This is a genomic window from Methylobacterium sp. 142-1Y (assembly GCF_057747795.1).
The window spans coordinates 4578282-4603044 of the sequence record NZ_CM173224.1 but is presented as its reverse complement, the minus strand read 5'-3'; the positions used below and the strand labels follow the sequence as shown (position 1 = coordinate 4603044).

Here is a 24763-nt window from a genome sequence, read left to right as displayed (position 1 = left end):
TCGCTGATTTTCCCTTAAAGCCAGGCGCCTGCCCCTTCGTGCTCAACCGCTTCCTCCCGCCCGAGACCCGCTACGCCCGCCGCATGGCCCGCATCGCCCGCTGGGAGCAGCCGATCGCCGGCCCGGGCGGACGCCTGCGCGCCTGGGCCAACATGCTGCTGATCGACCACGGCGTCATCCGCCTGGCCTATCTCAACCGCCACAGGATCGGGCGCGGGATGGTCTGGCGCTCGGCCCAGCCGGCGCCGCACGACCTCGCCTGGTTCCGGCGCCAGGGCGTGCGCACGATCATCTCGCTGCGCGGCGGGCGCGAGCACGGCTCCTGGCAGCTCCAGCGCGAGGCCTGCGAGCGCGAGGGGCTGCAGCTCGTCGAGTTCGTGATGCGCTCACGCGAGGCGCCCGACAAGGCGACGCTGCTCGCCGCCAGGGACTTCTTCGCCGGCCTCGCCTATCCGGCGGTTCTGCACTGCAAGTCCGGTGCCGACCGGGCGGGGCTGGCCGCCGCCCTCTACCTGATCCTGCACGAGGGCCGGCCGGTGCGCGAGGCGGCGCGCCAGCTCTCGGCGAGGTTCGGCCATTTCCGCTTCGCCAAGACCGGCATCCTCGATGCGTTCTTCGAGCGCTACCTGACCGAGGGCGAGCCGAAGGGCCTGAGCTTCCTCGACTGGGTCGAGCACGTCTACGATCCGGAGACCCTCAGGCGCGACTTCCGCACCGGCCTGTGGTCGGACCTGCTGGTCGACCGGCTGCTGCGGCGGGAGTGACCCTCCCGTCAGGTTCGGCCCGGAAGCGTCACCCCGCGCCCTGCACGATCACCCCGTACCAGCCGAGGCCCCGGTAGGTCTCGTAGCCGGGCGTGCGGTGATAGGCGACGAGGCTCTTGCCGCTCCGGCCCGGCACGACGCCGCTCGCCGAATCGTCGCGGTCGAAGCGCAGGCGCTCGCTCAGGATGCCGATGCCGTCGCTCGCGGCGATCACCCGCTGCCCGGCATCGACGAGCAGCACCCGCGTGCGGGCCCGGTCCTCGGGCGCGACCCGCACGCCCTCGACGATCGCCCGCGCCTGCGGCTCCCAGTCGAAATGGATCGCCAGCACGCCGAGGGGGCTGCCTGAGGCCTCGCCGTCCCGGCGCACGCTGGCGCAGTAGGTCGCCACCTGCGCGCCGCCGAGGCGGGGTTCCGCCCGGATGTCGGCCGCGACGTACTCGTCGCCCGAGGCGAGGGCGGCGGCCTGCCGGAACCAGGGCTCCTGCGCCACGCTCTGGCCGCGCAGGCCGGGGAAGCGGTCGGGCCGTCCGGTGGCGAGGATGCGGCCGTCGAGGTCGCACAGCCAGAGATCGAGATAGACCGTGTAGGCCGACAGGATGACGCCGAGGCGCTTCTCGGCGTAAGCCGCCGTCGCCGGCTCCGGGTCCGCCGCGCAGGCCACCAAAGCCGCGTCGGTCGCCCACCAGCGCACGTCGCAGGTCCGCTCGTAGAGATTGCGGTCGATCAGCTCCACCGCGTTGAGGGCGAGGTCGACCAGGCGCTCGCCCTGGGCCCGGGTCACCAGCCGGGAGACCTGGTCCTGCAGCCCGACGATCCGTCCGTCGACATCGGCCTCCAGCTCCCGGGCGAGGCCGGCGATCGCCTCGCCCACGGCCCCGACCTCGTTGGCCACTACCGTGAAGCCGCGCCCGTGCTCGCCGACCCGGCTGCTCTCGATGCGGGCGTTGAGGGCCAGCATCTTCACTTGGCTGGTGATCCGGCGGATGCGCTGGGTCTTGTCGTGCGCGGCCTGGCGCAGGGTCGTCGCCGCGGCGGCGATGTCAGACAGGGCGCAACCGCCCTCCGCCCGATCGTCGCCCAGCCTTCGGGCCTGGTTCGTCACACCGCATCTCCTCGTCCGGGTCGTGCCCCGGAGGCCGGATGTGAGTGTCGAATGCCGATGCTTAAGGAATTGCGTCCCAAGGCGAGGTCTAGGCCGTCTGATCGCCCAGTCCCGCCGCGGGCTTCACTCCCCCAATCGGGACTTGCAAGGTCGTCACGCCACCCTGCCGAAGGTGAGCCGTCGTCCTTCCCCAATGGAACCGGAAGGACCGGCGCGCGCCTCAACCCTGGCGGGCCGGCGTGGTGACGGTGAGGCCGTCGAGCTCGGGCTTGAGCCGGATCTGGCACGACAGGCGCGAGCTCGGCCGCACGTCCGAGGCGAAGTCGAGCATGTCCTGCTCCATCGGCTCGGCCGGGCCGACCGCCTCCGCCCAGTCCTCGCCGACATAGACGTGGCAGGTCGCGCAGGCGCAGGCGCCGCCGCATTCCGCGTCGATGCCCGGGACGTTGTTGCGGATCGCGGTCTCCATCACGGTCGAGCCGACCTCGCCCTTCACGGTGCGCGGCGTACCGGCGGCATCGACATAGGTGATCTGGACCATCTGGGACTCCGGAAGCCTCGAGCGCGGCCGCAAATCGGACTTTGAGGGACGCGGCGCGGTCTGATTGGCGGCTGCCGCCCCGGAATGCAAGCGCGCCGTGCGTCGCGCGGCACAGCCGCCGCAGCAGGCCGCGCGGGCCCGGCTCCAAGCCGCCTTGCGTCGGCAGGCCAACGCTTCGTCCGCTTGGATCCTTGCTTTGTCGCAGATTTTTTCCGCAAAACCGGCGGCCACTCTTGCGAAATCTGCTTAGAGGAGCGCCAGGGTCTCGCGAACGGCCTGCGCCAGAGCCGGTTCCAGGCTGCGCGCCGTCCCTCCCTCGCCGGTCCGCAGGGCCGCTTCGAGCTGCCCGGCCAGGGCCGCGACGCGGGCGGCCCCGACTCCGAGGGCCGAGCCCTTGAGGGTATGGGCAAGGTCCGCTCTGGTTCCGGGCGCCAGGTCCGGATCGGCGAGCTTAGGCGTGAGCCGCTCGCATTGCTCCGAAAACAGCCCCAGCACCTCGCGGGCGAGGTCGGCATCGCCGAAGGTCTGGCGGTCGAGGTGCGCGCGGTCGAGAAGTGTCTCCATCGGGGTCTCTCGCGGTGGGCCGGCATGCGGTCTCTGGCGAGCCCCAGATCCCCCGGGCCTGAGCCGGACGCAAGGTCTGGGGGCCCCACGGCCGTGGGCGCGAGAGGTTCCGGCACGTCCGGTGGAACGCTGTCCACAGCGTGCTCACGGTCGGAGCCGTCCCGCCGCCTGGTGGCAAAACCGAGACTCTGCGGCAGGATAGCGGCATCGGGCGCGGTGCGCCGGACACATGGTAACCATTCCGTTAAGCTTTTTGGGAGGGTTGGCGCGGTCCGGGTATCCGTCTGGTACTCCTTGCGTCTAAGGTTCTCGTGGTAAACCGCTGAGATCGCGTCGGCTGGCGGCACGGCGCGGGTTTCGCGGGATCTTCGGGGATGATGCGGCGCGGCGGCCCTCGCGGGCTGCCCGGCGGCGTTCACGGCGTAACGGGGCGTTCGATGGCGACGGAAAAGAAGCTCAAGGATCCGGCGGAAGCGGCGCTGTCGGCGATTGAGCAGGCCCTGAACCTGGACCATCCGGCAGGACCGGATCCCCGCTCGCCCGACGCCCGATCGACGGATCCCCTCGACGGCAGCCGGGTCGAGCCCCGCCTGCCCGACATCCACGATGCCGACCCCCTGTCCGACCCGTTGGCGAATGGCGGCCTCGTGCGCGAGCCCGGCTTCGACGGCAGCCCCCTGCCCGGCTCCCGCGACGGCCGTCGCGAGGGCGGTCTCGTGCGCGAGGGAGGGCTCCTGCCGCCCGACCGCTCCCTCGTCGCCAACGACGACCGCCGCAGCGTCGGGGCCCTGCAGCAGACCCTGCGCATCGAGCCGTCGCGCACGCCCTATGTCGTCGCGGGTCTCGCCGCCCTCGTGTGGCTCGCCGGCTTCACGGTGCTCGCCTGGATCCAGTCCGGCGGCGACCTGCGGGGCTTTGCCGCCGGTCTCGGCGGCCTCCAGGGCGCGGTCGGCGCGGCGGCCGTGCTCGCCCCCGTGATGCTGTTCTTCATCGCCGCCATGCTGGCGGTGCGGGCCCAGGAGATGCGCCACGTCGCCCGCGCGGTCGGCGAGGTGGCGATCCGGCTCGCCGAGCCCGAGGGTTTTTCCACCGACGCGGTCCTGACCATGTCGCAGGCGGTCCGCCGCGAGGTCGCGGCGGTCGGCGATGGCGTCGAGCGGGCGCTCGCCCGCGCCGGCGAGCTCGAGACCCTGGTGCGCGGCGAGATCTCGACCCTGGAGCGTGCCTATTCGGACAACGAAATCCGCATCCGCTCCCTCGTCGAGGAGCTGGTGGTGCAGCGCGAAACGATCGTCGCCAATGCCGAGCGGGTGCGTGGCGCGATCCAGGGCTCGCACCAGACCCTGACCCAGGAGCTCGACACCGCGGCCGAGCGCATCGTCACGGCGGTCGACGGGGCCGGCGAGCGGGTCACCGCGGCGCTCGGCGCCCGCGGCGAGGCGATCACGGCGGCTCTCGGCGACCGCGGCGAGGCCGTGACCCTGGCGCTCGCCGCCGCCGGCGACCGGGTGGTCGAGGCGGTGGCCGGCCGCGGCGACGACCTGGTCCAGCGCCTCGTCGCCACCAGCGACGGCGTGAAGGCCGATCTCGGCACCGTCGGCGATTCCTTAAGCCGGGCGCTGGAGACCCGTGCCGTCGAGGTCACGGAGGCGTTCGAGCGCACCGGCGGCCTCCTCACCCGGACGCTGGCCGAGAATGCCGGCACCGTCGCCCGCACCCTGGCGGAGACCGGCGCCGAGGTGATCGAGGCCCTCAACCGCGAGGGTGCGCAAGTCCGCGACACCTTCGAGCGCTCGGCGCAGGGGCTGGAGGAGCGCTTCCTCGCCCGCGGCACCGACCTCACCGAGCGTTTCGCCGAGACCGGCAGCGCCATCACCGAGCGCTTCGCCGCCTCCGGCAGCGCCATCGCGGCCCATATCTCGGATCGCGGCATCGCGCTCCGCGAGGAGATCGAGGAGGCCGGCAACGGCGTCGCCGTGGCGATCGAGACCCGCGCGGCGGCGGCCGAGGCCGGGCTCGCCCGCGCCAGCGACGGCGTCATCACGGCCTTCGGCGACCGCGCGACGAAGGTGCGCGACGACCTCTCGACGCTGGTCGAGGACGCCGCCCAGGCGCTCGGCGTGCGCGGCGCCGACCTCGCGTCCCGCCTCGAGGAGACGATCGGGCGCGTCGAGGAGGTGCTGGTCGGCCATGGCGGCAGCCTGGAGCGCAGCCTGGACCAGACCGGCGAGCGCGTCGCCGCCCTGGTGGCCGAACGCACCGGCGAGGCCGAGGGCCGGATCGGCCAGGCGCTCGGTGCGCTGGCCGCCGCGTTCGAGACTCGCAGCCGCGACCTGGCCGAGGGCCTCGACCGGCGCACCCAGGAGACGCAGGCCGCGCTGGCGCTCGCCGCCGACACGCTGCAGGGCGGCTTCGAGGCCCGCACCGCCGGCGCCGGCGAGGCCCTGCGCCGCACCGCGGACGAGATCGGCGCCGATCTCGACGCCCGTGCTGCTGCCCTCGCCGACCGCTTCCGGCAAGCCGCCGAGGCCGCGACCGGCCATGTCGGCGAGCAGGCCGAGACCGCTGCCGCGTCCTTTGCCCGCGCCGCCGACGAGGCCGGCCGCAGCGTGGCGACCCGTGCCCTCTCCCTCGACGAGAGCCTGCGCGGCACGATCGAGCACCTGACGCGCCAGGCCGAGGACGTCACCGCCGCCCTGGCGCTCGCCGCCGAGAGCGCCACCGGTGCCCTCGACGGGCGCACGGCGTCGGCCGCCGCCGCCTTCGTGGCGGCCGCCGAGGAGGCGAGCCGCCTGATCGGCGAGCGCACCGAAACCGCCGACGCCTCGCTGCGGACCGCGCTGGCGGGTCTCGCCGAACGCGCCGAGGCGGCGGCTGCCGCACTCACCTCGTCGGCCGACACGGTCGGCGACGCGCTGCAAGGCCGCTCGGCGGAAGCCGCCGAGATCATGCGCCGGGCCGCCGAGCAGGCGACGGGCGCGCTCGGCACCCGCACGGTCGAGGTGGCGCACATCTTCCGGCGCACCCTGGAGACCACCGGCGCCGAGCTCGATGCCCGCAGCCAGGCCGCGGCCGAGCTGTTCCGGCAGGCCGCCACCGCGACGACCGGCGAACTGGGGGCTCGTGCCGAGGAGGCCGCCGAGGTCCTGCGCCGGGCCGCCGAGACGGCGACCGGTGCGGTGGGCGCGCGGACGGCCGAGAGCGTGGAGGCGTTCCGCCAGGGCGCCGAGGAGGCGTCGGGTGCGCTGCAGGCGCGTCTCGCGGAAGCCGCATCGTCCTTCGCCCGGGTGGCGGAGGAGGCCGCGCAGGTGATCGGCATGCGGGCCGGCGAGGCCGATACGGCGCTGCACGGGGCCGTGGTCGGGCTCGCGGGCCGGGCGGAGGAAGCTGCTCTCGCGATCGGCCGCGCGGCCGAGACGGCGACCGGCGCCCTCGACGCGCGGACGCTGGCGGCGGCGAGTGCCTTCGCGCAGGCCGCGGAAGCGGCCGGCCATCTGGTGGCCGAGCGCGCGAGCCTGGCCGATGCGACCCTGCGGGGTGCCGTCGACGGCCTGGTCGAGCGGGCCGAGGAGGTCGCCTCGGCGATCGCCGCGGCCGCCGAGCAGGCGACCGGTCACTTCGATGCCCGCACGCTGGCAGCGGCCTCGGCCTTCGCCCGCGCCGCGGAAGACGCCGGCCGCTTGGTGGCCGAGCGCACTGAGACCACCGACGCGACCCTGCGCGGCACGGTCGAGCACCTGACGCGCCAGGCCGAGGATGTCGCCGCGGCGCTCGCGCTCGCGGCCGAGACCGCCACCGGTGCCCTCGATGGGCGCACGGCGTCGGCCGCCGCCGCCTTCGTGGCGGCCGCCGAGGAGGCGAGCCGCCTGATCGGCGAGCGGACCGAGACCGCCGACGCCTCGCTGCGGACCGCGCTGGCGGGTCTCGCCGAGCGGGCCGAGGCGGCGGCTGCCGCCCTCACCTTGTCGGCCGATACGGTCGGCGACGCGCTCCAGGGTCGTTCGACGGAGGCCGCCGAGATCATGCGCCGGGCCGCCGAGCAGGCGACCGGGGCACTGGGGACTCGCACGGTCGAGGTGGCGCACATCTTCCGGCGCACCCTGGAGACCACCGGCGCCGAGCTCGATGCCCGCAGCCAGGCCGCGGCCGAGCTGTTCCGGCAGGCCGCCACCGCGACGACCGGCGAACTGGGGGCTCGTGCCGAGGAGGCCGCCGAGGTCCTGCGCCGGGCCGCCGAGACGGCGACCGGTGCGGTCGGCGCGCGCACGGCCGAGAGCGTGGAGGCGTTCCGCCAGGGCGCCGAGGAGGCGTCGGGTGCGCTGCAAGCGCGTCTCGCCGAGGCCGCATCGTCCTTCGCCCGGGTGGCGGAGGAGGCCGCGCAGGTGATCGGCATGCGGGCCGGCGAGGCCGATACGGCGCTGCACGGGGCCGTGGTCGGGCTCGCGGGCCGGGCGGAGGAAGCCGCTCTCGCGATCGGCCGCGCCGCCGAGACGGCGACCGGCGCCCTCGACGCGCGGACGCTGGCGGCGACGAGTGCCTTCGCGCAGGCCGCGGAAGCGGCCGGCCATCTGGTGGCCGAGCGCGCGAGCCTGGCCGATGCGACCCTGCGGTGTGCCGTCGACGGCCTGGTCGAGCGGGCCGAGGAGGTCGCCTCGGCGATCGCCGCGGCCGCCGAGCAGGCGACCGGTCACTTCGATGCCCGCACCCTGGCGGCGGCCTCGGCCTTCGCCCGCGCCGCGGAAGACGCCGGCCGCCTGGTGGCCGAGCGTACTGAGACCACCGACGCGACCTTGCGCGGCACGGTCGAGCACCTGACGCGCCAGGCCGAGGATGTCGCTGCGGCGCTCGCGCTCGCGGCCGAGAGCGCCACCGGCGCCCTCGACGGGCGCACCGCCTCGGCCGCCGCGGCCTTCGTGGCGGCCGCCGAGGAGGCGAGCCGCCTGATCGGCAAGCGCACCGAGACCGCCGACGCGTCGCTGCGGACCGCGCTGGCGGGTCTCGCCGAACGCGCCGAGGCGGCGGCTGCCGCCCTCACCTTGTCGGCCGATACGGTCGGCGACGCGCTCCAGGGTCGTTCGACGGAGGCCGCCGAGATCATGCGCCGGGCCGCCGAGCAGGCGACCGGGGCACTGGGGACTCGCACGGTCGAGGTGGCGCACATCTTCCGGCGCACCCTGGAGACCACCGGCGCCGAGCTCGATGCCCGCAGCCAGGCCGCGGCCGAGCTGTTCCGGCAGGCCGCCACCGCGACGACCGGCGAACTGGGGGCTCGTGCCGAGGAGGCCGCCGAGGTCCTGCGCCGGGCCGCCGAGACGGCGACCGGTGCGGTGGGCGCGCGCACGGCCGAGAGCGTCGAGGCGTTCCGCCAGGGCGCCGAGGAGGCGTCGGGTGCGCTGCAGGCGCGTCTCGCGGAAGCCGCGTCGTCCTTCGCCCGGGTGGCGGAGGAAGCCGCGCAGGTGATCGGTCTGCGGGCCGGCGAGGCCGATACGGCGCTGCACGGGGCCGTGGTGGGTCTGGCGGGCCGGGCCGAGGAAGCCGCTCTCGCGATCGGCCGCGCCGCCGAGACGGCGACCGGCGCCCTCGACGCGCGGACGCTCGCGGCAGCCTCGGCCTTCGCGCAAGCCGCGGATGCGGCCGGACGCCTGTTCGGCGACCGGGCGAAGGCCGTCGACTCCGCCCTGCGCGACGCCGTGGACGGCCTGGCCGCGCGCGCCGAGGAGATCGCCTCCGCGATCACTGCTGCGGCCGAGCAGGCGACCGGGCAGGTCGATGCCCGCACGCTGGCAGCGGCCTCGGCCTTCGCCCGCGCCGCGGAAGAGGCCGGCCGCCTGGTGGCCGACCGTACGCAGGCCACCGACGCCACCCTGCGCGGCGCCGTCGAGCACCTGACGCGCCAGGCCGAGGACGTGTCCGCGGCCCTGGCGCTCGCGGCGGAAGCCGCCACCGGCGCCCTCGACACCCGCCTCGCCGAGGTCGGCTCCGCCTTCGAGGACAATGGCCGCGCGCTGACCGACATGATCGGCCGGCACGCCGAGGAGACGCAGACCCGCCTCACTGCTGCCGGCCGCGACATCGTCGTGGCGGTGGCAAGCCAGGGCGCCCGGGTCAACGACGCCCTCGACAAGACCGGCACGGCGCTCGCCAGCGCCGCCGAGAACGGTGGCCGCGCCATCGACGAGGTGCTGACCAACCGCCTCGCGGCGCTCCAGGACGCGATCGCCCGCGGCGACATCCTGGCCGACCGCATCTCGCGCGACACCCACGACCTCACCGCGAGCGTGTCCGGGCGCCTGGAGGAGATGGACCGCCTGATCACGGTCCAGGGCCGGGCCGTGGCCGAGACCATCGCCGAGCGTACCCGCGAGGCCCGGGAGGCCGTCGAGGCCCAGCTCGGCGCGCTCGAGGACCGCTCCGCCAAGCGCACCGCCGAGATCGGCGCCACCTTCAGCACCATGGTGGCCCATGTCGACCAGCATATCGGCGCCCGCGCCACGGCGCTGAACGAGGCCCTGATCGTCAGGGCCGGCGAGATGGCCCGGGTGATGGCCGAGGGCGGCCGCGAGGTCGCCCAGGCCCTCGACGGCCGCGCCGACGAGCTCGCCCGCGCCATCACCGCCCGCAGCCAGGCGATGAGCGACACCCTGACCGCCCGCGTCGGCGAGATCGGCGACGAGCTCGGCCGCCGCACCGAGGAACTGACCCGCTCCCTCGATGCCGGCGCCGCCCGCTTCGACGAGCGGGTCATCGCCCGCCTCGAAGGCCTGGCCCAGGCCCTCGACGAGCGCGGCCGCGTCGTGGAGGAGACCTTCGGCGTCAAGGCCGAGGAGGCCCTGAGCCTGATCGAGAGCCGCACCCGCCGCCTCGACGACGAGCTGGGCGCCCGCACCCGCGAGCTGGTCACCTTCGTGGAGAACCACAGCGGCGAGGCGAGCCGCGACCTCGCCCAGCGGGCCGAGGCGATCCGCACCGCCTTCGAGGGCCGCAGCGAGAGCCTGGCCCGCCTCGTCGACGAGCGCACCGCGGCGCTGGCGCAGGAGATCGACGCCCGCGGCCAGGCGGTGGTCGGCGCGCTCGCCGGCCGCATCACCGAGCTGGCGCGGCTGTTCGACCGCGGCGGCAACGCGCTCTCCGACCTCATCGGCCAGCGCGGCGAGACCCTGCTCGGCCGGCTGCGCGAGACCATCGAGGAGGCCGACCGGGTGCTCGACGAGGGCTCGGGCCGGCTCGGCACCGCCCTGGGCGACCGCGGTACGGCGCTCGCCGCCCTGCTCGACGAGCAGGCCGTCGCCCTGCGCGGCCTCCTCGACGGCCAGTCCTCCGCGATGCAGGCCGGCCTCGACGACCGGATCCGTGCCCTGCACGACGCGCTGGAGCAGCGCTCGGTCGCGGTGCGCAACCTCCTCGACGACCAGGCCGGCGCCCTCGGGGCCGTGCTGGACGATCGGGTCGGCACCCTGCGCGGCGTGATCGCCGAGGGCGGCGACGTGCTGGCCGCTACCCTGGAGGAGCGGGTCGGCCGCGCGGTCGGCACCCTCGATGCCCGCACCCGCGACCTGTCGGGCCTGTTCGACGACCGCCTCGCCGCCCTCGACCACCTGGTCGAGAGCCGCGGCGCGGCCTTCGCCGAGGCGGTGGAGGCCCGCGCCCAGGCGCTCGCCGGGATGCTCGATGCCCGCACCGAGGCCTTCGCCCGGGCGGCGCAGACCGGCGGCACCCAGCTGTCGGGCCGCGTCGACGCGGCGCTCCGCGATCTCGACGGCCTGATCGAGGCCCGGTCGCAGGCGCTCGAGACCAGTCTCGACCGGCGCGGCGAGGCCCTGGCGGGCCTGATCGCGGCCAGGAGCGAGGAGGCCGCCGGCCTGCTCGAATCCCGCGTCGCGACCCTCGGCGACGCCGTGTCGCGCAGCGCCCAGGCCGTCTCCGGCCTCCTCTCCGAGCGCCAGGCCGGCCTCGGTGATGCCCTCGACGGGCAGCGGACGGCGCTCGCCCAGACCCTCGACCATCGCGTCGAGGCCCTGGCGGCCCTGCTGCGCGAGCGCGAAGAAGCCATCGCCGGCACGATCGAGCAGGGCGGCGGCAACCTGGTGCGGCTGATCGACGGCCGCCAGCGGGCGCTCGCCGAGCTGACGGGCGCCGGCGACGTGCTCGCCCGCCGGGTGCAGGAGCGCATCGACGTGCTGGCCACGACGATCCGCAGCGGCGGCGACGCGCTGGCCGGCCTGCTCGACTCGCGCAACAGCGACCTCGCCGAGACCTTCGACGACCGCGGTGCGGCGCTCACCGCCCTGCTCGATGCCCGCGTGGCCGAGCTGTCCGGCGCCCTGGAGCGCAGCCGCGCCGCCCTCGACGCGGTGCTCGGCGGGCAGGTCGAGGTCATGGCCCGGACGCTCGACGGCGGCGGCGCGGCCCTGGCCGAGCGCCTGCGGGCGAGCGTCGAGGCCCTCGGCGGTACCGTCGAGGAGCGGGCCGCGGCCTTCGGGATGCTGGTCGACGCCAAGGCGGCGGAGCTGGCGGCCCTGATGCAGGCCCGCACCGAGGCCCTGTCGGGCAGCGTCGACGAGCGCTCCGCCGCCTTCACGGCCCGGATCGACGGCCGGATGCGCGCCTTCGCGGCCCTGGTGGCGGCCCGCGGCGAGGCCCTGGCCGACGCCTTCGACGACCGCAGCGACGCCTATGCGGCCCTCGTCGATGCCCGCACGGCGGCGCTCACCGCCGCCCTCGACGAGCGGGTGGCGAGCCTGCACGGCGCCATGGACGAGCGTTCCGCGGCCCTCGCAGCGGCGGTGGACGAGCGCAGCGCCCAGCTCAGCTCCGGCTTCGACCGCCGGGCGGCGGCCTTCGCGGCCCTGATCGACCAGCGCAGCACCACCCTCACCCGGGCGCTCGCCGAGACCGCCCGCGACCTGACCCAGACCATCGACGGGCGCGGCAACGAGCTGAATCGCGGCCTCGCCGAGCGGGTCGAGGCCCTGCGCCAGATCGTCGACGAGCGCGGCGGCGCCCTCGGGCAGAAGCTCGACGCGACCACCGCCTCGCTGCAGCGGACCATCGACCAGCGCGGTGGCGCCCTGGTGGCGGCTTTGGCGGCGAGCGGCGAGACGGTCGAGGGGCTCGACCGGCAGGTGTCGCGCTTGCGCGACGTCGTCGAGGGCCCCGGCAGCGAGCTGGTGAGCGTGCTGGCCCAGCGCAGCGAGGCGCTGGAGCGGGCGGTGACCGAGGGGATGGGCGGCGCCGTGGCGGCGCTCGGCGAACGTGCCGAGACGCTGGCGGCCCTGTCCTCCGAGGCGGCCGAGACCCTGCGCCGGGCGGCCGACCAGGGCGCGGCCCGGGCGGTCGAGGCCCTGACGAAGGTCAACCAGCGCGTCGGGGCGGAACTCGGCGGCCTGATCGGCCGCATCGAGGGTGCCTGCGGCGCCCTCCAGGACCTCGTCGGAAAGTCCGGCGAGAACCTGTCGGCGATCGAGGGCGGGCTGTCGGGCCGGGTCCAGGAGATCCAGTCGGCGCTCGCCGAGATCGCCACCGAGACGGGCAAGGCCTCCGACCGGGTCGCCGAGCAGGTCGGCGCGCTCCAGGGCGCGGCGACGGGAGCGTTGCGCCAGGCCTCCGGCCTCGCGGCGACGCTGGACGCCCGCGGCAAGGCGCTCACCGAGACCGCACGCCAGCATATCGGCGACCTCACGGCCGCCGCAGGTGCGCTCGAAGGCGCCGAGGGCCGGGTCAACGCCTCGCTGGGCGAGCGCAAGGCCGAGATCGACGCGCTGCTCGGCAGCATCGACGCCCGCTCGGCGGCGCTCGCCGCCGCCACGGAGGGCGTCGGCGCCCGGGTCGAGGCGACGCTCAAGACCATCGAGGCCCGCACCCAGGCGCTCGGCCGCGAGATCGAGACCAGCGCCCGCCAGGCCGGCAGCGCCGTCACGGAGGCGTTCGAGCGCCTGCGCGCCGGCACCGGCCAGGAGGGCGAGCGAGCGGCCGAGACGGTCCGCCAGGCGGTGGCCGGCGCCTCGGGCGAGATGCGCGAGGCCTTCGGCGACGCCGCCGAGCGCTTCCAGGGCACCGTGGAATCCATGCGCGGCATGGCGACCGAGATCCGCCGCACCCTGGAGGAGATCCGCGGCGACCTGCAGCGCGGCGTCGTCAGCATCCCGCAGGAGGCGCAGGACGCCACCGGCGAGATGCGCCGGGTGGTGGCCGAGCAGATCAAGGCCCTGAACGAGCTTTCGGCCCTGGTCCAGCGCTCGCCCCGCGCGGTCGACGTCGCGCAACCCCTGGCACAGCCCCGCGCCGCGGAAGCGGGCCGTCCGGCGTCCGTGGCGCAGGCGGCCCAGAAGCCGCAGGCCCCGGCGCAAGCCCAGGCCCAACCGGCCCCGACCCATGCTCCGGCCGTCAAGCCGTCGGCGCCCAAGCCTGCTGCTTCGGCGTCCGTGGCTCCGGCTCAGTCGGCCCCGGCTGTCGCTCCGGCCCAGGCTCGTCTGGTCCAGGGGCCAGCCCGTCCGGCTCAGGGAGCGGCCCACCCGGCCGCGCCACAGGCCGCGAACCGGCCCGCCGGCGAGGCTCGGCGCGACGCACCCCGTGCCGGCGCCGGGGCCGGCGGCTGGCTCTCCGACCTCCTCATCCGCGCCTCGCAGGAGGACGAGGATCAGGGGCCGGCCGCCGGCAAGGCGGTGGCCTCCAAGTCGGATCAAGGCAAGTCGGACCAAGGCAAGCCCGATACCGGCAAGGCCGGTCAGGGCAAGTCGGGCCAGGGTTCCGGCCAAGCGTCCGATGCCGACCGGGCCGGTGCGGCGGCGATCGACTCGATCTCCAGCAATATCGCCCGGATGATCGAGCACGCCGCCGCGGTGGACCTGTGGGAGCGCTATCGCCGCGGCGAGACGGACCTGTTCACCCGCCGCCTCTACACGGCGGAGGGCCAGAAGACCTTCGACGAGATCCGCCGCCGCTACCGCGCCGAGCCGGATTTCCGCCGGACCGTCGACCACTACGTGCGGGAATTCGAGCGCCTGCTCGGCGAGGTCTCCCGCGCCGACAAGGACCCGCGCCGGGCCAACGCCTATCTCACCTCGGAGAGCGGCAAGGTCTACACGATGCTGGCCCATGCCAGCGGGCGGTTCGAAGGGGCGTGAGCCTCGCCGAACACCCCACTCCGACGTGACGAAGGCCCCTCCGATCGAGCCGATCGAGAGGGGTCTTCTTCGGAGGCGACAGCTGCTCTCCGACGATCCTGGCGTGGGACGAAAGGGATCCGGCGCCTGCTCTTTTCGTGGCAGAGCTTTCACGCTGCAAAGCCGCAACATCGGCGGGGCGGACACAGGCTTCGACCATGATATCGGGGGATCGTATGCGGATTGACGGCCTCTCGGGCGATCCGGCGGCCGGCGCGGTCCTTCTCACCGCGCGGGGAGACGTCATGGGAGTTCGATCCCGCCTCCCCTCCCTGGCTCTGGCAGGCCTGCCGGTTCTCGCGGCGTGACCGGCCGCGGCGGATGGTCTCTCCTGCCCGGGTGACGGCAAGAGGGCACCGGACAGGTTGCTCTTCGGGGCCATCGCCAAGCAAAGCCGCTGCGCCTGAATCGTCCGGACGCTGGAGACGGGGGTGGGTGGGCGCATGGCGGCGTTCGAGGCAAAGGTCCCGGGCAGGGGCCTCGACGGTCCCTCGCTCCCTCACGGCATCGGGATCGATCGGAGTGTGGGACACGGATGATCCAGCCGTGACGCATGTCGATCGGTTCGGCACCATATTGCGACGACGCAGTCGTATCCATCCGTCGGAGGCCGTGGGCGTTCAGCATCGTGGCGGCCGCCCGTGCGAGGCCGTGCCACCGGGGCTTGCATCGCTGGAGTGTGGGCTGATCACACGAGATCAGGAAGATCACTTCCGGATCTCGTATCACCAGCCCGCGCGGTGAAGCCGTGGGCTTCACACACTTGAGCGAAGCCGCTTTCCGCATCGCGAAGCGATCAATCGGAAAGCGTACGACACGGCGCGCTTGATCGGGCCGTCGAACCCGGACGCCATCGCCGTGGTCCCGATTCACGCAACGAAATGTCACTCCGCCGATCGGGCGGCCCGGGATCGTGGCACGCCGCGGACCGTGAACGTCCACTCGGAACGAGAGACGATCCGGCAGGGATGCGCCGGTCACCGAAAAAGTCGCGAGACAGAACGATCCGATAGAATCGGCGCGCGGTTGACGGGCTAAGACCTAGGAACTAACCTGTGCGACGCAGGTACTATCGGGCGCTTTGACAGATCGGATGAGTGTGAGGTGTGTTTCGCAGAGTTAGTGACTGTCGTTGTGGATCGTTGTATGTCTAGGAAAATTTAGCCATGGAGTTCGCTCAGCAAGTTCGTAAATATTGTTAATATCTAAACAAGTCAAGATGCCAATCGGCTGCAATCGTCAATCGGTCTGATGCTATTGTGTGTGGAGCTTTAATTTGACTAAGATAGAGTACGTTGATTATATTTCGGCGAAAATATTTCCGCCGCAAACGCCGCGCTTCAGTTTCAGTCTCAGCAGTCGTGTCCTTAAAATTTTAAGTTCTTCGCTTGATCGCGATGTCGTCGTATTTTCTATTGTCTCCGATAAATTGATCGAGATTTGCAAGAATGATGCCAATATAAAAATATACTGGAGGATAATTCAAGGTAATTCTATCCTGGATAAGAGGATTTTTTCGAACAACTATAACATTCATCAAATATTGTTAAACCGCAATCTGATCTGCGGCGGATCGGAATTCGCTATGGAGTTCGAATTTTGCGGCGGCCCGCTCGACGAAGCTTTCGATTTAAAAATCGACGTTGGCGTCGGAAATTTTTCCGCTATTGTTGAAGAGCTCGAAGAAAAATATATCTGGATTTTCGGGTCTCCACGAGCCGGGACGACGTGGCTTGCTCATGATATATTAGGTGCTATCCCTGCTTTCAACAAGCAGAAAGGCGGACTCGAGACCGGGTATCGGCCGATCGACGAAATGAACATAGGGCGAATTCTCGGCGCTTTCGAGGTGGAGCCCGAACATTACATGTATCTGGATTCAAAAATATTCGCGTCCTACGAAGACGATTTTCCGTCGAGTCCTCATTTCGATCAGGAGAAAATTCGAGGGTCTGTATTTAAAAGAACTATGATCGAAGGGTACCAACGGCACGAATCTATTTTCAATGAGCGCACTCATGATATGCTGATAGAGAGCATAAGAGATATTATTTTTAAGCACGTCATGTTGCATTGGGGTGTGGAGGGGTACGACAGGGTTGTCCTGAAGGCGCCGAATGAGGGGCATGCCTCCGACCTGTTGTTACGGGCGACGCCCCGATCCCGTGCGATCCATCTCGTGCGGGACGGGAGAGACGTGATCCGGTCACGGTTTTCTCCGTTCGCCTCCCGGATTTTGGCTGAAACACAAGATGTGCAGCTGCGGCGTAACGCAGTCGGCTACTACGCACATCAGTGGAATTGGCATACAAATGTTGTGAGAAAGGCCTGTGCCGATCACGATGGCGAGCGGGTGCTGACGATTAGGTACGAAGATCTGCGAATTCGGGATATCTCCGTGTTTCGCAGGGTGGTGAGTTTTGCTGGGTACCCTGCCGACGACAGGCTGTTAAAAGATATTATTAATAATTCTGCATTGGAAGCGTTCGGCGATCATCAAAAAGGCCCAGATCTGCCGAGGCAAAGCGGGCGTGTTGGTGGATATCGCCGTGTCTTCGATGACGTCGAGAAAACTACGATGACGGCGATCATGGCCGACAATCTATCTTTTTACGGATACGATATGAGAGTCGCGCCGAGTGATCTGCAATTAGGTGGGCGCGGCACGGAGACATACGAGTTCGATACCGTGAAAGTCGTGTGTTCAGAAGGATTTTACAACGATCGCTGGCTCGCGAGACGATCGGCCTTCATATTGCACGCTGGCAAGTATATCACGAAAATCACCATCGAAATATATATAATCGATGAATTAATTGATTTATACAAAGAAATAAATTTATCTCTCGTCATACAGGGCGAGAACTTCTTGTGGCGGGTTGTCGAATCGGGCGTGAGCCGGTTTGATTGTGAGGTAAAAATAAATGAAAATGAAATATTTAAGATAAAAATCGCAGCCGACAAATCTCACAGACCTTCGTCGGTTCGAGATTCGGATGACGATAGGGACATTTGTGCCATATTATCGAGCATCGTGTGCGGTTAAATTTGACGATATGAGAAATCCAGCCGTTCGTTTCGCGATGTCGATTTCGTCGTCGTTCAGTTACGGGGAGCTGCACGTCGCCGCGCCGGCATATGATACGAAGTTCGGAAGCCATTGTCTGGATTCGGTATCCCCCGGTGCCCCGACCGTGCTGCGACCATGCGCCCGGCCCGTCAGTCAGGCACTGCGGGAACAGCCTGGTCAGAGCAGCCCCAACGCCGCCAGCTCCCGCCGCATCGTCTCCGGCATCGCCGCGAGGTCGCCGGCGGCGTGGCGGGAGATGTCGCGTGGGGCGTCCTTGGGGGCGAGGTAGCGCCAGCCCTGGAACGGCCGGCAGGGCCGGGGCTCGACCGGGGTAACCTCCGGGTCGAGGACGAGGCGGCAGCGGCCGACGCCGTCGGCATCGGTGAAGGGGCGGATCGCCAGTACCGGCTGGCGGCAGGCGATCTGGCCGCGGATCACCCAGTAGAGCGAGCCCGCGCCGGCGATCTCGTCGCCGCGCTTGGGGACCATGCGGGTGATGTGGGCCTGCTCGTGCGGGCGGCCCAGCCGCGCCGCCTCGGCCCGGCGAGTGGCGATCCACTCCTCGAGGTCGGCGATGGACTCGCAGCCGACGCAGAGCTTGAGGAGGTGAAGGGACATCGCGGCCGGCGGTGAGAGAGGGCGGGGCGCGGGGCTCCCTGAGGAGCCGTCTTCCTGGCAGAAGAACTTCGGCGCCGCGAGGGCGCGCGCCCCGCGCCCTGACGCCGCGCCTCAGGTGAAGCGGGCGAGCTTCTCGTCGAGGGCGAGATCGTCGATCTCCGCGAAGGCATCCTCCAGCGCCATCGCATCCTCGGCCAGGGCCGCCGGTTCCTCGCGGACCGGCTCGCGCACCGGCACGAAGGCGATGTCGTCGTCGGGCATCGCCGGCTCGACCAGGCGCAGGCGCGGCGCCGGCTCCTCGCTCCGGGCCCGATCGTCGTCCTTGCCGGTCGCCACGATCTGGTCGACGTCGTTCTGGTCGAGGGTGGTCTGCGGCACCTCGGTCCGCTGCGCGGCCGGGGCCGGCGGGTCGTCCTCGCTGGCCCAGATCTCGATCATCGCGGTCAGGCGCTGCTCGAGGTAGCGCAGGGTGTTGACGATGCGGCTGGTGCGCTGCGCCGTCAGGTCCTGGAACGAGCAGGCGGTGTAGATCTGGGTCGCGTTCTGGTCGAGGCGGTCGCAGACGCGGCTGTCGGCCCCGGTCTCGCGCAGGGTCCAGGCGACCTCCTGCACCTCCTCGGCGGCCTGGAGGATGTCGGAGGTGGCGCGCTCGGTGGTGCGCACGATGCCGTCCAGCGCCTCGGAGGCGGCGCCGAGCTGGCTCTGGTCCTGGTCGGGGGTATGGATCGCCGCGATCTCGGACTTGGTGCGGCTGATGGCTTTCGCCATCTCGATCAGGTCGAAGCGCAGGCGTTCCATCCCGGAGGGGCCGCGCTCGCCGACCACCGCGTTCTCGAGCCGGCCGATCGCCTGGAGCAGCACGTCGGTATCGGCGGAGCGGTTGCGCTTGGCGTATTCGCCAAGGAACCAGCGCCCGCGCGCCGTCTCCAGCATCGCGCCTTCGATGACGTCGTACTCTTCCCGCGGCATGGGGAGCGAAGGGGTCCCGGCCATCTCACCTGCCCTGTCATCGCCGCTTTGCCGTGGCGGCGCAGCGGCGTCGCCCGGAGGCGTATCGGTGTTTACGCTTGACATCCCGGCGTTAACGGCGGCTTACGCCAGGCCCGCCCCGGGCGGACTGATTCGATCCGCCCCCGGCCTTTTCCTAAACAAGCCCCCCATCCCCGTGCCGCCTCCCCCGCTCCTCCTCGGCGACGGCCCGCGCCTCGCCCTGCTCTACGCGGCGGTGTTCGCCGGCATCGGCGTGGCGATGCCGTTCATGCCGCTCTGGCTCGCCGGCCTCGGCCTCGGGCCGGAGCTGATCGGGGCGCTCGTCGCCCTGCCGATCCTGGTCCGGATCGCCGTCACGGCGCCGCTCCTCGGCCTGATCGACCGCGGCGTCCCGGCGCGCCGGCTCATGGTCGCCGGAAGCCTGTGCCTCGCCGCGACCTACGCGCTGATGCCGGCCTCCGCGTCCCTCGGCTGGCCGGTCCTGGCCGTCGTCATCGCCCTCAACGCCGTCGGAGGGGCGCCCCTCGTGCCGAGCCTCGACTACCAGAGCCTTGCGGCGGTGCGGCGCGATCCGCGGCTCGACTATGCCCGGATCCGGCTCGGCGGCTCGCTCGGCTTCCTGGCGGCGAGCCTGCTGGGCGGCTGGCTCCTCGGGATCATGGGGACCGGCAGCATCCCGGGCTTCCTCGCCGGGCTGGAGCTGGCCTCGGCCTGCGGCGCCGCCTTCCTGCTCCGCCGGGTGCCGGGTGGCCCACCGCGTCCCCGCACGGCCGGGCGGGTGCGCCTGCCTGTGGCCCTGTGGCTCGCCATCGCGGCCGGGGCGGCGATCCAGGCGAGCCACGCGGCGGTCTACGCCTTCGGGTCCATCCACTGGGTCGGGCTCGGCCTGGCGCCGGCGACGACCGGCCTCGCCTGGGGCGTCGGCGTCGTCGCCGAGATCGCGTTCTTCGCCGTCATCGGCCGCGTGCCTGCTTTCCGCGACGCGCCGTTCCGCCTCCTCGGTCTCGGGGCCGCGGCGGCGCTCCTGCGCTGGGCCGGGCTGCTCGCCGTGTCCGGGCTGCCGGCCCTGGTGGTGCCGCTGCAGGCCCTGCACGGCCTGACCTTCGGGGCGACGCAGCTCGGCGCCATGGCGGCCCTGTCGCGGCTCGCCCCCGAGGGCGGACGCGGCGCGGCGCAAGGGGTCTACGCGGCTTGTGCCGCCCTCGCCTCGGCCTCCGCCACCCTGGCGAGCGGGGCGGCCTACCGGGCCGGCGGCGGCTCCTTCGCCTTCGGGCTGATGCTGCCGGTGGCGGGGCTCGGCCTCGTCCTCACGCTGGCCGCGTCGCGGGCCGCTCGCCGCTGAGTTGCGGGGCGCGCCGCGATGGTTTGCGAATTGTTAGCATGACGGGGTATAGGACCGGCCCGAGGGGATTCTTTTTAGGCGAACGAGGGAGGCCGGCCCGTGCCGACCGCACCCACCACGCGGGGGGCCGATCCGGCCCGCGTCGCGGTCGAGCGCATGCGCGACGGCGTCGCCGCGCGCCTCGCCGGCCGCTGGACCGCCGACCAGGGCCCCGCCGTCGAGGCCGCGTCCGCCGCGATGCTGGCGGCCGGTAGCCCGCTCGTCATCGACCTCTCGGGCCTGGCCCGGCTCGACACGCTCGGCGCCTGGGTGCTGGAGCGGACCCGCGCGGCGCTTCCCGCCGGCACCGCTTACGCCGGCGCCGCGCCCGAGCACCTGATCCTCCTGCGCGAGGTCGCCTATCGCGAGGCCGGGCCCGCAGCGCGGCGCCGGCGCTTCCACCCCCTCGATCCGGTGGCGAGCTTAGGCTCGGGGATGCGCAGCCTCGGTCACCAGGGCCTGGCCGGCCTCGCCTTCCTGGGCGAGGTGGTGGCGGGCTGCCTGCGGGTGCTCGCCCGACCGCGCAGCTTCCGCGGCCCGGCTCTGGTCAACCAGGTCGAGCAGATCGCCCTGCGCGGCGCGCCGATCATCATGCTGATCTCGTTCCTGGTCGGCTGCATCGTCACCCAGCAGGGCATCATCCAGCTCCAGCGCTTCGGCGCCCAGAGCTACGTCGTCAACATGATCGGCATCCTGACCCTGCGCGAACTCGGGGTGCTCCTGACCTCGATCATGGTGGCGGGGCGCTCCGGCTCGGCCTTCACGGCGGAGATCGGCTCGATGCGGATGCGCGAGGAGGTCGATGCCCTGCGGGTCATGGGCCTCGACCCGATCGAGATCCTGATCGTCCCGCGCATCCTCGCCCTCATGTTCGCCCTGCCGCTGCTCGCCTTCCTGGCCGACCTCGCGGCGCTCGCCGGCGGCGCCATGACCTCGTTCCTCTATGGCGGCCTGTCGCTCGAAGCGTTCACCTTCCGGCTCCAGAACGCCATCGGCTTTCGCCACCTCCTCATCGGGTTGATCAAGGCGCCGTTCATGGCGCTCATCATCGGCATCATCGCCTCGGTCGAGGGCTTCATGGTCGAGGGCTCGGCCGAGTCGCTCGGCCGCCACGTCACCGCCTCAGTCGTCAAGTCAATCTTCATGGTCATCGTCCTCGATGGACTCTTCGCGGTGTTCTTCGCGGCCATCGATTTCTGAGCGAGGCAGCCCCAACCCTTGGCGATCACGAGCCCCACCTCTCCCGACAATCCGAGCCGCGACGCGATCATTCGCGTGCGCGACCTCGTGGTCGCGTTCGGCGACCGCACGGTGCTCAAGGGCCTCAACCTCGACATCCGCCGGGGGGAGATCATGGGCTTCGTCGGGCCGTCGGGCCAGGGCAAGTCGGTGCTCACCCGCACGCTGCTCGGCCTGGTGCCGAAGCGCTCCGGCACGATCGAGGTGTTCGGCGAGGATGTCGACCGCCTAAGCCTCGCCCAGCGCCGGGTGATCGAGCGGCGCTGGGGCGTGCTGTTCCAGCAGGGCGCGCTGTTCTCGGCGCTTACGGTCAAGCAGAACATCCAGGTGCCGATGCGCGAGCACCTGACGCTCTCCGAGCGCCTGCTCGACGAGTTCGCCCGGCTCAAGATCGAGATGGTCGGGCTGAAGCCGGACGCCGCCGACAAGCTGCCCTCGGAATTGTCCGGCGGCATGATCAAGCGCGCGGCGCTCGCCCGCGCGCTCGCCCTCGACCCGGAGGTGCTGTTCCTCGACGAGCCGACCTCCGGCCTCGACCCGATCGGCGCCGGCGAGTTCGACGAGCTTGTGGCGACCCTCCAGCGCACGTTGGGGCTCACCGTGTTCATGGTCACCCACGACCTCGACAGCCTCTACACCGCCTGCGACCGCATCGCGGCGCTCGGCGACGGCCAGATCATCGCCGAGGGGCCGATCGAGGCCATGCTGGCCTCGGATCATCCGTGGCTGCGCTCCTATTTCCACGGCAAGCGCGCCCGCTCGATCGTGGTGCCCGCGATGTCCCCGGTATCCGGCGAGGCTTCATCCCGCGGGATCGTGGAGGGAATCGCCTGATGTGCGCTCCCGCACCTGCCGGCCGCGCGGCCTCTCTTAAGCTTGGCAGGATGAGCCATGCCACGGGGGCGTCGCGGATCGTCTCTCCTCCGACCTTCGCCCCGCACGAGCACGGAAACCGTTAAGGCATGGAAACCCGCGCCAACAACGTCCTGATCGGGGCCTTCACGCTGGCGGTGATCGCGCTCGGCTTCGCCTTCGCGTTCTGGCTGCGCGGCTCCTCGTCGAACCAGGCCCGGATGCCGGTGCGCGTCGTGTTCTCGGGCGGCGTCGGGGGACTGGCCAAGGGGGCGGTGGTCACCTTCAACGGCATCCGGGTCGGCGAGGCGACCGACGTGCGGCTGCTGCCGCAGGACCCGCGCCGGGTGACGGCGATCGTCGAGGTCAATCGCGGCACGCCCCTGCGCGCCGATACCCGCGCCCGCCTCGACATGACGATGCTGACCGGGGTCGCCTCGATCGCGCTCACCGGCGGCAGCGCCGATGCGCCGCCGCTCGCCCCGACCAACAACGATCCGGTCCCGACGATCTTCGCCGACGCCTCCGACATCCAGGACCTGATGGCGGCGGCCCGCACCATCGCGCAGCGCGCCGACGACATGCTCCAGCGCCTCGACCGGGTGGTCGCCGGCAACGAGGGGGCGATCAACCGCACGCTCGCCAATGTCGAGCGGTTCTCCAAGACGCTCGGCGACAGCGCGCCGGCCCTCGACGCGCTGACCAAGGCGGTGGACGGGCGCAAGCTCGCGAGCCTGATCGACAATGCCGACAAGTTCTCCTCGGCGCTCGCCGCCGCCTCGCCCGACGTTCAGGCGGGCGTGCACGATGCCAGGCTGCTCGCGGGCAAGCTCAGCGCCTCCGCCGACCGGCTCGACGCGGTGCTGAAGGGCGCCGAGGGCTTCCTCGGCTCGGCCTCGGGGGATGCCGGCAAGAGCACCTTCGCGGAGGTGCGCGAGGCGGCGATCTCGATCCGCGAGGCGGGCCGGGCCTTCCGCACCATGTCGGAGAATCTCGACAAGCGCACCGCCACCCTGACCTCGAGCGTCAGCCGCCTCAGCGGCGCCGGCCGGCGCGAGGTCCAGACCCTCTCGACCGACGGCCAGCGCACCCTCAACAGCCTCAACAGCGCCGTGCGCAAGATCGAGCGCGATCCGTCCCAGGTGATCTTCGGCGGCAAGCCGTCGTTGCCCGAATACAACGGTCGCTGACCATGTTGCAGTGCAGCCTCGCGGCGGTTGCACCGCTGCGCCCGGACGGGCGTTGTCCCTTCGTCTCTGCTCAAGCTTCCGGGCCCGTCCCGGCCCCGCCTTCCGGTCCGTCCGCTCCCATGCTCCTCAAGGCTCCTTCCCCGCGCTGGCTTCCCGGCCTCTTCGCCGCCGGGCTCGCCCTGCTCCTCGGCGCCTGCGGCAGCGGCGCCGTGCCGACGACGTTCGATCTCACCGCCCTGCCGGGGGCGGCCCGCAGCGGCGGGGCGCGGCGCTCGATCGTGGTGGCCGAGCCGGTCGGGCTGCAGCCCTTCGAGGCCGACCGGATCATCGTGCGCGAGCCCGGCGGGTCGGTGTCGTTCCTCGGCGGCGGCCAATGGGCCGACCGGCTGCCGCGTCTGGTCCAGACCCGGGTGATCCAGAGCCTCGAGAACGCCAACCGGCTGAAATCCGTCAGCCGCCCTGGCGACAAGGTCGCGGCCGATACGGTGCTGATCACCGAGCTGCGCGCCTTCGACATCAATGCCGGCACCCGCGAGGCGGTGGTCGATCTCTCGGCCAAGCTGGTTCAGGAGAGCAACGGCACGGTGGTGGCCGCCCGTGTGTTCCAGGCCCGGGTCCCGGTGGCGGAGGTGAACGCGGCGGTGGCGGCGAACGGGCTCGACCGGGCGTTGTCGATGGTGCTGGCGGATCTGGTACGGTGGATCAATGCCGGGGGGTGAGGCCAACCCCTTCTTTTCACCGGAGAGCCGTGTTTTTCTTGTCCCACCCATGACCTCATCCTGAGGTGCGACCATCAGGGAGCCTCGAAGGAGGGCTCCAGCGATCGCAGAGGCTTCTGGAGCCCTCCTTCGAGGTCAGCCGATTTCCAATCGGCTGACACCTCAGGATGAGGTCGAGAATTGGACAGGGCGTCGATGCAAGGGACGGAACCGGAGCGCACGATGAGAACCGTGACCATTGGGGTCTCCGGGATCACCGAGGTGCAAGCCCGGCTGAGTGCGGCGTTCCGCGGCGAGCCGCAGGGCGCCGTCATCTCCTTCGCCTCGGTCGAGCTGCTCTGGACCGTGATGACACCGCGCCGTTGGGAGCTGTTGCGCGCCCTGGTCGGCCGTGAGCCTCTGCCACTCGCGGTCCTGTCGGATCTGGTCGGGCGCGACGTGGACGAGGTGCGGGCGGATATCGGGGCCTTGCGGAAGGCCGGCGTCGTCCAGGCGGGACCGGAGGACCGGATCAGCTTCCCGTTCGATTCGGTCCATGTCGATTTCACGATGGGCCGGGCCGCCTGAG

Annotated in this window: 14 protein-coding genes; 9 read left to right on the top strand and 5 right to left on the bottom strand. The window is 71.6% G+C overall.

Going from position 1 to position 24763, the window contains the following annotated elements:
* Positions 1-38 precede the first annotated feature (38 nt).
* Positions 39-764: a fused DSP-PTPase phosphatase/NAD kinase-like protein gene (locus tag AC3AOF_RS21020; RefSeq protein WP_488346395.1), complete on the top strand. Its 726-nt coding sequence runs from the start codon at positions 39-41 to the stop codon at positions 762-764.
* A 28-nt stretch (positions 765-792) separates the two neighbouring features.
* On the opposite strand, the gene AC3AOF_RS21015 is transcribed toward AC3AOF_RS21020, so the two are convergent.
* The 3 genes from AC3AOF_RS21015 to AC3AOF_RS21005 all read right to left on the bottom strand — a co-directional run bounded on the left by AC3AOF_RS21015 (position 793) and on the right by AC3AOF_RS21005 (position 2974).
* The gene (locus tag AC3AOF_RS21015) at positions 793-1869 is read right to left on the bottom strand and encodes a methyl-accepting chemotaxis protein (RefSeq protein ID WP_488346394.1); all 1077 of its coding nucleotides are present in this window, start codon (positions 1867-1869) and stop codon (positions 793-795) included.
* Positions 1870-2089: 220 nt separating this feature from the next.
* Complete coding sequence (locus AC3AOF_RS21010) at positions 2090-2410, bottom strand: 2Fe-2S iron-sulfur cluster-binding protein (protein WP_093566727.1); 321 nt, start codon at positions 2408-2410, stop codon at positions 2090-2092.
* A 246-nt stretch (positions 2411-2656) separates the two neighbouring features.
* Entirely contained in the window at positions 2657-2974 is a 318-nt protein-coding gene (locus AC3AOF_RS21005) for an Hpt domain-containing protein (protein ID WP_236989043.1), read from the bottom strand.
* 437 nt (positions 2975-3411) lie between these two features.
* Between AC3AOF_RS21005 and AC3AOF_RS21000 the strand changes: the two genes are divergently transcribed.
* Together AC3AOF_RS21000 and AC3AOF_RS20995 are read left to right on the top strand one after the other, a co-directional pair.
* Positions 3412-14097 carry an apolipoprotein A-IV repeat region-like domain-containing protein gene (locus AC3AOF_RS21000; RefSeq protein ID WP_488346393.1) on the top strand — a complete coding sequence of 3562 codons (10686 nt, stop codon included), beginning with the start codon at positions 3412-3414 and terminating at the stop codon, positions 14095-14097.
* 1315 nt (positions 14098-15412) lie between these two features.
* Positions 15413-17182, top strand: coding sequence for a sulfotransferase family protein (locus AC3AOF_RS20995; RefSeq protein WP_488346392.1), 1770 nt, complete (start codon positions 15413-15415; stop codon positions 17180-17182).
* Positions 17183-17383: 201 nt separating this feature from the next.
* Here AC3AOF_RS20995 and AC3AOF_RS20990 read toward each other — a convergent pair whose 3' ends face one another.
* Together AC3AOF_RS20990 and AC3AOF_RS20985 are read right to left on the bottom strand one after the other, a co-directional pair.
* A complete protein-coding gene (locus AC3AOF_RS20990) occupies positions 17384-17824 on the bottom strand; it encodes a DUF1489 family protein (protein WP_488346391.1) in 441 nt (146 codons plus the stop codon).
* 111 nt (positions 17825-17935) lie between these two features.
* Entirely contained in the window at positions 17936-18793 is an 858-nt protein-coding gene (locus AC3AOF_RS20985; protein ID WP_488346390.1) for a hypothetical protein, read from the bottom strand.
* Between the two features lie 196 nt (positions 18794-18989).
* Here AC3AOF_RS20985 and AC3AOF_RS20980 point away from each other — a divergent pair, with 196 nt between their 5' ends.
* From AC3AOF_RS20980 to AC3AOF_RS20955, 6 genes are all read left to right on the top strand, one after another.
* Positions 18990-20156 carry an MFS transporter gene (locus tag AC3AOF_RS20980; protein WP_488346389.1) on the top strand — a complete coding sequence of 389 codons (1167 nt, stop codon included), beginning with the start codon at positions 18990-18992 and terminating at the stop codon, positions 20154-20156.
* A 156-nt stretch (positions 20157-20312) separates the two neighbouring features.
* A complete protein-coding gene (locus AC3AOF_RS20975) occupies positions 20313-21395 on the top strand; it encodes an ABC transporter permease (protein ID WP_488349028.1) in 1083 nt (360 codons plus the stop codon).
* A 75-nt stretch (positions 21396-21470) separates the two neighbouring features.
* Complete coding sequence (locus AC3AOF_RS20970) at positions 21471-22268, top strand: ABC transporter ATP-binding protein (RefSeq protein ID WP_488346388.1); 798 nt, start codon at positions 21471-21473, stop codon at positions 22266-22268.
* Positions 22269-22396: 128 nt separating this feature from the next.
* Positions 22397-23476 carry an MlaD family protein gene (locus AC3AOF_RS20965; protein ID WP_236989049.1) on the top strand — a complete coding sequence of 360 codons (1080 nt, stop codon included), beginning with the start codon at positions 22397-22399 and terminating at the stop codon, positions 23474-23476.
* Between the two features lie 119 nt (positions 23477-23595).
* Positions 23596-24195: an ABC-type transport auxiliary lipoprotein family protein gene (locus AC3AOF_RS20960; RefSeq protein WP_488346387.1), complete on the top strand. Its 600-nt coding sequence runs from the start codon at positions 23596-23598 to the stop codon at positions 24193-24195.
* 222 nt (positions 24196-24417) lie between these two features.
* On the top strand, positions 24418-24762 hold the full coding sequence (locus tag AC3AOF_RS20955) for an HVO_A0114 family putative DNA-binding protein (RefSeq protein WP_236989051.1): 345 nt from the start codon (positions 24418-24420) through the stop codon (positions 24760-24762).
* Position 24763 lies beyond the last annotated feature (1 nt).